This is a genomic window from Streptococcus infantis (assembly GCF_047460685.1).
Taxonomy (GTDB): Bacteria; Bacillota; Bacilli; order Lactobacillales; family Streptococcaceae; genus Streptococcus; species Streptococcus infantis_AD.
In genome coordinates this window covers 59,720-71,108 of sequence record NZ_JASHFS010000006.1, presented here as the reverse complement: position 1 = coordinate 71,108, position 11,389 = coordinate 59,720, and the positions used below count along the sequence as shown (strand labels likewise).

Sequence of the window (11,389 nt, the reverse complement as noted above, 5' to 3'; positions counted from 1 at the left end):
TCTCCTTATTTCTCAATTGTTAAATCATAGATTGCTACTACTTCGTTCTCAAATATTTCCCCAGTTTCTTTAAATCCATAACTGAGGTAACAAGATCTTGCATGTTCATTTTCTGGTTCATAAGACAACCAAAGTTTATTGGATAAACCTGCTGGCGCTGTCCGAACATAGTCTAGCACCTTATCCATAATTGGTTTAAAATATCCTTGATCTTGAAAATGCTTATCAATCATGAAACGAAAAAGTAAATAATTTCCATTACTAATTCCGATTTTTTTATCATAAGCTAACATCACAAAACCTATGATTGCATCATTATCGTAAACTGCCAATGGAGCTACAAAATCTCCATTTTTTGTGTAGACATATGCTTCAGCTAAACTAATTGCGTTAGTAGCAATAAATTGTTTTTGATATTCCTTAACATCCAAATGCAGAACATCAAAATAATTTTCAATTGTAACATCTCTAAGTTCAATGGTCATAGTCTTGTTCCTTTTTAGATGTTATCAGTGGTGCAAAATAATGTTTACGGCAAACCGAGATATAGGTTTCATTGCCACCTATCTGGATCTGCTCACCATCATAGACTGGCAATCCGTCCTGCGTACGCAAGACCATGGTCGCTTTTTTCTTGCAATACTGGCAAATGGTCTTGATTTCGTCAATCTTATCTGCTAAGAGCAGAAGATATTTTGAACCTTCGAATAGTTCATTACGAAAGTCATTTTTTAAACCAAATGCCATAACAGGTATATCTAACTCATCCACAACACGAGCTAGGTCGTAAACATGGTGACGCTTTAAAAACTGGGCTTCATCGACAAGTACACAGTATGGCTTTTCAGGTAAATCTCGGATAAAACCAAAGATATCCGTTGTTTCCTCAATAGCAACTGCTGGTCTTTTCATCCCAATTCGACTTGAAACATAGCCAACACCGTCACGCGTATCCAGAGCCGAAGTCATAATCACAACTCCCTTTCCTTGCTCTTCATAGTTATAGGCTACCTTGAGAATCTCGATCGTCTTGCCTGAGTTCATGGTCCCATAACGATAATACAACTGTGCCATGCTTCTATTTCACGTCCATTTCTAAATTTTTGCTACATTCTAGTATACCATATTTTCTCAAAGCTTTAAATGGCAAAATGTGGTAAAATAGAAGAAATCAAATAACTAGTGGAGGACGCAATTATGCCATTTGTACGCATCGATTTATTTGAAGGACGCACGTTAGAGCAAAAGAAAGCCCTAGCCAAGGAAGTAACGGAGGCTGTGGTTCGCAACACTGGTGCACCTCAGTCTGCTGTTCATGTCATTATCAACGATATGCCTGAAGGAACCTATTTCCCACAAGGTGAAATGCGCACTAAGTAAAGCTTAAGCAATCTGCTTAGGCTTTTCTTTATAAGTGCCATTCGTTGAATAAAACACTATATTTTGTTACAATTTTAAGAGATATTAGTCAATACAAACAAATAAACTATAAAGGAATTGAAATGATTACACGGGAATTTGATACCATTGCAGCAATCTCCACTCCACTAGGTGAAGGGGCTATTGGGATTGTTCGTTTAAGCGGAACAGATAGCTTTGCTATCGCCCAGAAAATCTTTAAAGGCAAGGACTTGAGCAAGGTTGCTAGCCACACTCTTAACTACGGTCATATCGTTGACCCTCAAACTGGTAAGGTCATGGATGAGGTTATGGTGGGAGCTATGAAGTCTCCAAAGACCTTCACTCGTGAAGACATTATCGAGATCAATACCCACGGTGGAATCGCCGTAACCAATGAAATTCTCCAGTTAGTTATCCGTGAAGGTGCTCGTATGGCAGAGCCTGGTGAGTTTACTAAGCGTGCCTTCCTTAACGGTCGTGTGGACTTGACTCAGGCCGAGGCTGTTATGGATATCATCCGTGCCAAGACAGACAAGGCCATGAATATTGCAGTCAAACAACTAGACGGTTCTTTATCTGACCTCATTAACAATACTCGTCAGGAAATTCTCAATACACTAGCACAAGTCGAGGTGAATATCGACTATCCTGAGTACGACGATGTTGAAGAAGCCACTACTGCTGTTGTCCGTGAAAAAACTTTGGAATTTGAACAACTCTTGACCAATCTCCTAAAAACTGCACGTCGTGGGAAAATCCTCCGCGAAGGAATTTCAACGGCCATCATTGGTCGTCCCAACGTTGGGAAGTCAAGTCTACTTAATAACCTCCTGCGCGAAGATAAAGCCATTGTAACGGATATTGCAGGTACTACCCGAGACGTCATCGAAGAATACGTCAATATCAACGGTGTGCCACTGAAATTGATTGATACTGCTGGTATACGTGAAACAGATGATATCGTCGAGCAAATCGGTGTCGAGCGCTCCAAAAAAGCTCTCAAGGAAGCTGATTTGGTTTTACTTGTCTTAAACGCCAGCGAACCTCTAACTGCCCAAGACCGACAACTTCTTGAAATCAGTCAAGATACCAACCGTATCATCCTACTGAACAAAACTGACCTACCTGAGGCTATTGAAACTCAGGAACTTCCTGAAGATGTCATCCGTATTTCAGTCCTCAAAAATCAAAACATTGATAAGATTGAAGAACGGATTAACAGCCTCTTCTTTGAAAATGCTAGCTTGGTCGAACAAGATGCTACTTACTTGTCAAACGCCCGTCACATTTCCTTGATTGAAAAGGCTGTTGAAAGCCTACAAGCTGTTAATGAAGGGCTGGAACTAGGTATGCCAGTTGACTTGCTTCAAGTTGACTTGACCCGTACTTGGGAAATCCTCGGAGAAATCACTGGTGATGCTGCTCCAGATGAACTCATTACACAGTTATTTAGCCAGTTTTGTTTGGGTAAATAAGAAAAAACTAGGTCAAAAAAATGCTAGTCACCTAAAAAGAGGTTGGGACAAAAGATCCCGACCTCACTTTTTATTAGCAATCAAACTTTGACGCGGTAGCTGATTGAACTTTTTGTTCGTCTTTTAGACTCCAAAAAGCTCCTAATCATCCTCGCGGGGCTGGGACGACGAAATCGAATTCTAACGAATTACCGATTTCTTATACGAAAACTCAAAAGAGCGCAAAAAGACTCCCCTTGTGATATAATGAAGGTGAAAAAATTGTATTAGGCTACTGGCTCGTCTCTAGTAGCCTTTTTTGTAGCACAAACTCCTGATAAGTGAGATTTTCTTTCAAAAGGATATAAGCTATTTTAAGAAGTTGATGTGCGAGTGCAATAGTTGCTTTTTGCGGTCCTCTCCTACTTTGAATTTGGTAATAACGCTCTGCTAGTGGACTTCCTTTTTGTCTTTTTGCCGCAAAAACTGCTTGACAGAGACACCTTTTTAAATAGGAATTGCCATGTCTGATTTTTGTGCTCCTCTTTTTACCGGCACTTTCATTATTTCCAGGACACAAACCAGCCCAGGAAGCGAGATGTCCAGCTGTTGGAAACTGGCTCATGTCTACCCCAATTTCCGCTATGATCACAGAGGCTGTAATAAGATCCATACCAGGAATAGAATCTAGGATTTCCACTGGTCTCTCATAGAGATTTAGATAGCCGTTTATACGCTCTTCCAAACAATCGATTTGTTTTTGATAAAAATCGTAAATCTCTAAGGACTGACCTAACATAAAACGATGATGAGCCGAAAAGTACCCATCAAGTGCCTCAAGGAGTTGGGGAACTTTTCTTTTCAAACTGGTATAAACAGATTGATGGATCATTCTTGGGGTAAGGGGCGTCTCATCAATAAGCAGCTGCAGTAAGTTTCGACCAGAAGCACCCATGATATCTTCTATGTAGGTTGTCAGCTTAATACCTCCTGATTGGAGGATTTTATGGATCCGATTGGTCTCACGATTACGGCTCTCTACATAGTGTTTCCGTTGTCGTGTTAGCTCTCTCAATTCTTGAATGGTTTCATCAGGAACGAAACTGCGAGGGAGCAGGCCGATTCGTGTTAATTGGGCAATCCAGTGAGCATCTTTCTTATCTGTTTTTTGACCTGGAATAGCTTTCATATGAGCAGGCTGTGCTAGGATGAGTTCAAAGTCATCACAGAGTTCATGCCAGACAGGTCTCCAGTAAACTCCTGTGCTTTCCATGCCGACGGCTTCTACATGAAATTGAGTGAGAAAATCATGATAGGCTTTTAATCCTTTTGTCGTTGTATCAAACTGAGCCATTTCACGCTTTGGACGAGTAGAAGTGAGCGGCCCATGTAGAATACAAACCACAACAGTAGCTTGATGGACATCAATACCTGCACAAGATTGATAGAGAACATCCATTGTGATTCCCTCCATTTATAAAGTCAGAGAGCTTGTCTACCGATAACGTTGTCGTATTTTTATACTCATGCTCAAGGCGATATTTTGGGGTACTCGTCGGTAGAGTGGATTAGTTTGTCCCGCGAAAGTGATATTCAAGAAATTATCAACCACAAAGCCCTCACTTAGATTATACTTCTAAATGAGGGCTCTTGTCTTTATTTTCGTGTTTCTGTGGGTGACGGCTATGTCGTCATGGCTGTCTGTCCCACCGCCTTTTCTTTCACCTTCTAAGTTATATCCTGCCTTAGCAGAAATCTGAAACAAACCTTATACTCAATGAAAATCAAAGAACAAACTAGGAAACTAGCCGCAGGCTGTACTTGAGTACGGCAAGGCGACGTTGACGCAGTTTGAATTTGATTTTCGAAGAGTATTACCAGTTCTTTTCTATTTTCACTTAGTCTTTAGGTAATTTGCCAGCTTTTTCAAGCATTTTTTTGATTAAATAAGGCATCTTGACATTTTCACGACCTTTTTTCTCTATTAATTTTTTAACAAATTCTGGCATTTGTAAGTCTTGTGATTCATCTAAAATATTCTTAGTTTCATCCGAAGGGACTAATTCATCAAAGGTCTCTTCTTCTGGGAGGAATTCTCTAAATTCTTTATGTTCGTTAGCTCGGACAATATTGACCAAGGCATCAATCAAACGAGAATCTGTATTTGGCATTGGTGGCCGATGGTAGTTCACCTCCAATTCCTGACACAAGTCATAACATTCCACATCGTTGTCAAACAAGACTTCAATGTGCTCACTAATAAAACTAATGGGTACAAAAATATAATGCTCTGGATGTTCTTTCTGCTCTCTAAGATATTCCAGGACATCTGGTTTAATCCAAGGAATACCAATATCACTTTCGCTCTGCCAAGTGTTGGTATATTGCTCTGGTTTCAAGCCTAATTTTTCAGCAATTAACTTGCTATTTTCGAAAATCTGGTCGATATAGGGATCACCAAAATCTAAGGCAAAAATGGGCACACTGTGGGCAGAAAAGATGACTTTAAAGCTATCCTGTTTCACCTTTTCTTTTAAAATCCTAGCAATTTCATCTGTCCAATAGTTTAAGAGGGCTTCTTCTTGATACCAGTCCTTAATAACTAAAAACTGAATTTGTTTGCTTTCCAGAAACTTTTCGTACCCCATGACAGAGTAAAAGGAATAGTGTGGTTCCAAAATCAAGCAAATACACTTTTCAATTCCATCTGCTTCCATTTGCCGAATCACATCTGGAATAAAAGGGGTTGAAAATTTATTGGCAAAATAGACACTATATTCATTTCCCAATCTAGCATCTACTAAGGCAACTTCTTCACGGGTAATTTTTTGTAGTGGAGTTCCTCCAATTCGAACATAATTATCATAAAGTGTTTGAATCTCGTGATCTTGAGGTCGAACTCCACGACGAATGTTGGTAAAAAAATCGGCTACTCCTTCAAAGGTAATCTCTTCTGGGGAACCAAATGTCATCATTAAAATCGCTTTTTTCATATTTGCATCCTTGTGATATTTTTATCTTTTTTATTGTATCACTAAAACAGCCATAAGTAAACGCTAACATAAGAATGTTACCTCCCTTCTGACTTTTGTTTTTCTCTTCTTTCTATGATACAATGGTTTTAAAAGAAGGAAAAAGGAGTTACGATGAAATATCCAACATTGTTGGAGCGTTTTTTGACTTATGTCAAAGTCAATACTCGTTCTGACGAACATTCAACCACTACACCAAGTACCCAAAGTCAAGTAGACTTCGCAACCAATGTCCTCATCCCTGAGATGAAACGTGTCGGTTTGCAAAATGTCTACTATCTACCAAACGGTTTTGCTATCGGAACCTTACCAGCCAACGACCCAAGTTTGACTCGTAAGATTGGTTTTATCTCCCACATGGATACAGCTGATTTTAATGCTGAAGGTGTTAACCCGCAAGTTATTGAAAACTACGACGGTGGTGTTATAGAGCTTGGGAATTCTGGTTTCAAACTTGATCCAGCAGATTTTAAGAGCTTAGAGAAATACCATGGCCAAACTTTAATTACTACAGATGGAACTACTCTTCTCGGCGCTGATGACAAATCTGGTATCGCTGAAATCATGACAGCTATCGAATACTTGAACGCTCATCCTGAAATAAAGCACTGTGAAATCCGTGTCGGCTTTGGTCCCGATGAAGAAATCGGCGTTGGTGCCAACAAATTTGATGCAGAGGACTTCAATGTTGACTTTGCTTATACAGTTGACGGCGGACCTCTTGGAGAATTGCAGTATGAAACCTTCTCTGCTGCAGGAGCTGAACTTCACTTCCAAGGCCGTAATGTTCACCCAGGAACAGCTAAAGGACAAATGGTCAATGCTCTCCAGTTAGCCATCAACTTCCACAATCAACTTCCAGCTGGTGACCGACCTGAGTTGACTGAGGGTTACCAAGGTTTCTTCCATCTCATGGATATAACTGGTACTGTTGAGGAAGCGCGTGCTAGCTACATCATTCGCGACTTTGAAAAAGAAAGCTTCGAAGCGCGTAAAGCTGCCATGCAAGCTATTGCTGATAAGATGAACCAAGAACTTGGTAGCGATCGTGTAACCTTGACTTTGACAGACCAATATTACAACATGAAGGAAGTCATTGAAAAGGATATGACTCCAATCACCATCGCTAAATCAGTAATGGAAAGTCTTGATATTACTCCAATTATTGAGCCTATCCGTGGTGGAACAGATGGGTCTAAGATTTCCTTTATGGGAATTCCTACGCCAAATATCTTCGCCGGTGGTGAAAATATGCACGGTCGTTTTGAATATGTTAGTCTTCAAACCATGGAGCGTGCAGTTGATACTATCATTGGAATTGTAGCTTATAAAGACTAAAGAGATCGGGAAAAAATTCCCGACCTCTTTTTTTATCAGCATCTACTTTTGACACGGTAGTTGACTGAACTTTTTGTTATTCTGCTACTTTTTCTCTTGTTTCTGAAGATGTAGTTGCAGGAGTTAAGGTTGACTCAGCTTGTTTATCGTTTGTTTCTTTATTGGCTGTTTCGGTGTTAACTTCAGCTGGCTTGACTTTAGATTGAAATTCCTGGTTTAATGAGACAATTTCTTGAGCAAGAGCTAGAAGAGCTTGCTTGTCTTTGCTTGCAGCTGACAATTTATCAAACAAGGCATCTACTTTTTCAAAGTCAGCATCAGAACCATTATTCATTTCTAAATAAGTATGAAGGGCAATAACTCCGTTGTATAGTTTTTGATAAAGAACTAAAACCTCTGGGTCTTGGTTGGCATTCTCACGTTCAGTCTGAATGGTTTGTGAAATTCGTTTTAGAAGATCTTGAACTTGTGTGTTTAGTTCATCAAGGTCTGCATCGTCTTTTTCTAGAGCAGCTTTCAGATTTTTCACTTCGTCAGCAAGGGAAGCTTTGACTCCCTCTTCTTTGACTTGAGCCACTAACTCTTCAGCTTTCGTTAAGAGTTCTACTACTTGACCTTTTCGAACATGATTACTTTGTTCCTCAGGTTTAATATCATCATACAAACCTTTCAAAAATTCATAGACTGCCGTTTTAGCACTGTGACCATCCACTTTTTCAGTATCTAAAATTGTTTCAGAAGGTTTATGAGCAACAGATTCATTCTTCACTGCTTCTTCTACCTCTAATTTTGTTTGATAGATTTCAGGGAAGAGTTTGTTTAAGTCAGTCGCCTTAAGGAAGGATTGTGACTGATAAAGGGTCCAAGTTAAGTTGGCAACCTTATTTCTAAGAGTATCATTTAAACGACCATCTGACAGATGTTGATAGAAATACTTAATGTACTCGACTGTTGTAACTCCAGTTCGATCATTAAAGTCCTGTAAGGCTTCTAGTTTTGCTTCTACTGCATCTAATCCAGCCTCATCTTGAGCCAATTTATTTTCTTGGAGCTGAGCCAAGAGATCCTTCTTAGGAAGTCCATAAGCATCCGTATCCAAGATATTAATCTTATCTACTAAAGCTTGATATTTCTTATCTAAAGGACTGATTTCTGTTGGTTTTACGCTAGCATCAACATGGATATACTGCTTGTCAAAGAGATCTAAAGCAGCCAGATAACCAGCTGTAGAGTTTGTTGAGAGCTTCTTCATATTTTCAGAGAATTGTCCCAAGGCAAGCTCAATTTGTCTTTGTAAAATTGGTTTATCCTTGTAAACTTCGCGACTTTCTGCTAAAAGTTGATCAATTTTATTCTGAACAGTAGCTTCATCAAAGGCACCTGGTTGGTAGTTGGATTGCAAGGCAGGAATCTTATGTTTTAAAGCCACTTCATAACCTTTAGTCTGTACTTTAATGTAGTGATTATGGTCTCCGTGAGGAATGACGAAGCTGCCATTTTCCACCTGCAAACTATATGGAGAGACACCATCCCGAAGTGCAGTTGTATAGAGTTCGTTTAGGAAATCAAGCTCTGCATCGCCTGTTTGAAGCGGAATACGAACGTGTTCTTTTCGAACTGCATAAGGGTGAATGTGAGTTGGGTCATAAGCCTGGTCTGGATTTCCAAATACAAAGAATCCATTTGAAATTCGGATAGCTTCAAGCGGAACACCATAGGTTTTAGAGATATAAGCTATCTTTTCTTCATCGCTGGCATCTCGAGAGAAACTTTCTACAGTCTTGGCAAGAGGTTTTACAGGCTCTGCCTGATGGTGACCATGTAAATGTTCTTGCGCTGCCTTTATCTGCTCTGCTGACAAATCTTTTTTAAAGAAATAGTGGGCATGATCTCCATGTGAAACCACAAAACCTTGCTCATCCTCACTAATCACTCGCTCAGCTGCAAATCCATGATCATGTTCTTCTCCATCATTATGATGGTCATGATTAGCATCTTCATGGTCATGGTGGTGTTCATGGTCTTCACTTGGTTTGTTTGGATGTTCTACAGGATTTGACGGACTTACAAGACCTGAAAGTGGCATCAAACGAGCAATCTTTTGCTCCAAAGCAGATAGACTACTATAAGGAATGAAATGGTAGTGATTGCCGTGTGGAATGGCTACCCCAGTTTCCGTACGACTGGTGATTTTAGCTGGGTCAAATACCAAACCATCAGATTCTTGATAGCGTTGACTAACTGGTAAAGCATATAACTGAGCAAGAAGACTTTGGAGGTCGTCCGCTTGAGCTACTGGTTTGTTTGTAGCTGGTTTCTCTGCTTGAGAACTTGGTATAACACTTGGATTTGGTTTATAGTTCGTCAAACTTGGCTGACTTCCTCTTCCAGCTAGATAGGCTTGAGCTGCTGCTAATTCACTTGAGGATAGAGCGCTCTTTGGAACGTAGTGATAATGCCCACCGTGAGGAACGATATAGGCATCACCAGTATCTTCTATGATATCTGCAGCATTAAAGACATAACCATCATCCGTTGTATATCGGCCTTGTGCTCGTGCAGCGAGGACTTCCTTAGTTTCATTTCCTCTATCTGATGTGCCTTCCTGTTTCTGACGCTCAATTTGGTCTTTGGTACGAATATTATCTGCATGGCTAGCATCCTTTAGATAGACATAGTATTTGCCGTCCACTTTGATGATATAGCCACCTTTAATCTCATTAACAATATCCTGATCACGCAACTGATAGCTCGGATCTTTCATGACCAGTTCTTCACTAAAGATAGCATCATAAGGTACTTTACCATTATAGTAATGGAAATGGTCACCGTGGGAAGTCACATATCCTTGATCTGTGATCTTGGTAACAATCTGTTCAGCCTCTATTCCTTCCTTCTTGTTAACTTGGTCAGGTGTCAGAGTTTCATTCTTTTTGGCTTCAGATTTTTCCCCGTCAACGTAGGATACACGTTTGTCATTTTTTTTCTCAGGTGCCTGATGTTGATTTAAAGCATAAGCACAGACACTTAAGGCAAGGACCACTGCAGATCCTGCTAGATATTTTTTATTAATCTTCATAATCTCCTCATTTCAATTCTTCAGCTAAGATAGCCATATTTTCTTCTAGGTTTTCTAAGTAGGACTTGTCATTTTGTGGGTCTGCCTCTAAAGGATTGAGGGTTTTCAGACTCACTCCTGTTGATTTGACAAGTGTATCAGCTACCTTTGATGAAGCGTTACTCTCTGTAAAGATGGTTTTGACCTTATAAGTCTTTACAAATTCCTGGATTTCAGTCAATTGTCTTGGGCTTGGTTCTTGGTCAGGAGAGATTCCTGCAATCCCAAGCTGATTGAGTCCAAATCGTTTTGCCAAATATGAAAAAGCTGTGTGTTGGGTCACAAATGTCTTTTGATTTGCTTTTTCAAAGATGGGTTGGTATTTCTTAGTTAAGTCATGAGCCTTGGCACTAAGGTTCTGTGCATTTTTCTGATAGGTATCCTTGTTGGCACTGTCCAGTTCGGATAACTTATCAGCAATAATCTGTGCTTCTTCTGCAACCTTTTCAGGATCTAACCATGTGTGAGGATCGTACAAGGTCTTCTCATCAATCCCATCTCCAGCCTGCATATCTTCTAACCCAGGCACGCGCTCCAAGGTCATACCTTCAGATGCTTCCAACACCTTTACCTTGGACTTTTGTAGGCTTGGATCCAAACTTCCCGCCCATGACTCTAAAGTATGAGAATGATAGACGAAGACATCAGCATCATAAATGGCCGCAATGTCATTTGCAGAAGGTTCGAAGGAATGGATACCAGAACTAGACTGAATCATCCGAACATCATTCAAGTCACCAGATACTTCCTTGACCATGGCATAGATAGGATAAAAACTGGTCACAATCTTCATTCCTTTAGTTTCATGGCTATTATCTTGACTGGCTTTTTGTCCACAAGCTCCTAAAACAAGAGCAAAGAAGGCAATCATGAGCCATAGGATACTTCTTTTTTTCATAACAACTCCTTAACTAGTATTTAACCATTTAATTAACTAGTAAATAGTTTATCTTTATTTAGAAAATATGTCAAGAATTTTTACACAATTTCATAAAAAAGAGAACAGAATCCATATTCTGCTCCCTTTTTATCTTCTATAATAGTTG

At 39.8% G+C, this 11,389-nt stretch carries 9 protein-coding genes; 3 read left to right on the top strand and 6 right to left on the bottom strand.

What is annotated here, in order from left to right:
• Nucleotides 1–5: 5 nt before the first annotated feature.
• Both QM917_RS04025 and QM917_RS04020 read right to left on the bottom strand, forming a co-directional pair.
• The gene (locus tag QM917_RS04025; protein ID WP_414284944.1) at nt 6–485 is read right to left on the bottom strand and encodes a GNAT family N-acetyltransferase; all 480 of its coding nucleotides are present in this window, start codon (nt 483–485) and stop codon (nt 6–8) included.
• Complete coding sequence (locus tag QM917_RS04020) at nt 475–1,074, bottom strand: thymidine kinase (RefSeq protein WP_414284943.1); 600 nt, start codon at nt 1,072–1,074, stop codon at nt 475–477. Before QM917_RS04020 ends, QM917_RS04025 begins: the two co-directional genes overlap by 11 nt.
• A 123-nt stretch (nt 1,075–1,197) precedes the next feature.
• Here QM917_RS04020 and QM917_RS04015 point away from each other — a divergent pair, with 123 nt between their 5' ends.
• Both QM917_RS04015 and mnmE read left to right on the top strand, forming a co-directional pair.
• The gene (locus QM917_RS04015; protein WP_001117401.1) at nt 1,198–1,380 is read left to right on the top strand and encodes a 4-oxalocrotonate tautomerase; all 183 of its coding nucleotides are present in this window, start codon (nt 1,198–1,200) and stop codon (nt 1,378–1,380) included.
• Nucleotides 1,381–1,502: 122 nt separating this feature from the next.
• On the top strand, nt 1,503–2,876 hold the full coding sequence (gene mnmE / locus QM917_RS04010) for a tRNA uridine-5-carboxymethylaminomethyl(34) synthesis GTPase MnmE (RefSeq protein ID WP_414284942.1): 1,374 nt from the start codon (nt 1,503–1,505) through the stop codon (nt 2,874–2,876).
• Between the two features lie 271 nt (nt 2,877–3,147).
• Here the strand turns inward: mnmE and QM917_RS04005 are convergent, their stop codons facing one another.
• Nucleotides 3,148–4,314, bottom strand: a complete 1,167-nt coding sequence (locus QM917_RS04005) for an IS110 family transposase (RefSeq protein ID WP_248034344.1) — start codon at nt 4,312–4,314, stop codon at nt 3,148–3,150.
• A gap of 439 nt (nt 4,315–4,753) precedes the next feature.
• Nucleotides 4,754–5,848, bottom strand: coding sequence for a ferrochelatase (gene hemH / locus QM917_RS04000; RefSeq protein ID WP_248034345.1), 1,095 nt, complete (start codon nt 5,846–5,848; stop codon nt 4,754–4,756).
• 153 nt (nt 5,849–6,001) lie between these two features.
• Between hemH and pepT the strand changes: the two genes are divergently transcribed.
• Nucleotides 6,002–7,225, top strand: a complete 1,224-nt coding sequence (gene pepT / locus QM917_RS03995) for a peptidase T (protein ID WP_248034346.1) — start codon at nt 6,002–6,004, stop codon at nt 7,223–7,225.
• Nucleotides 7,226–7,301: 76 nt separating this feature from the next.
• On the opposite strand, the gene QM917_RS03990 is transcribed toward pepT, so the two are convergent.
• Both QM917_RS03990 and QM917_RS03985 read right to left on the bottom strand, forming a co-directional pair.
• Entirely contained in the window at nt 7,302–10,304 is a 3,003-nt protein-coding gene (locus QM917_RS03990; RefSeq protein ID WP_414284940.1) for a pneumococcal-type histidine triad protein, read from the bottom strand.
• A gap of 7 nt (nt 10,305–10,311) precedes the next feature.
• Nucleotides 10,312–11,241 carry a metal ABC transporter solute-binding protein, Zn/Mn family gene (locus tag QM917_RS03985; protein WP_414284938.1) on the bottom strand — a complete coding sequence of 310 codons (930 nt, stop codon included), beginning with the start codon at nt 11,239–11,241 and terminating at the stop codon, nt 10,312–10,314.
• Nucleotides 11,242–11,389: the final 148 nt, after the last annotated feature.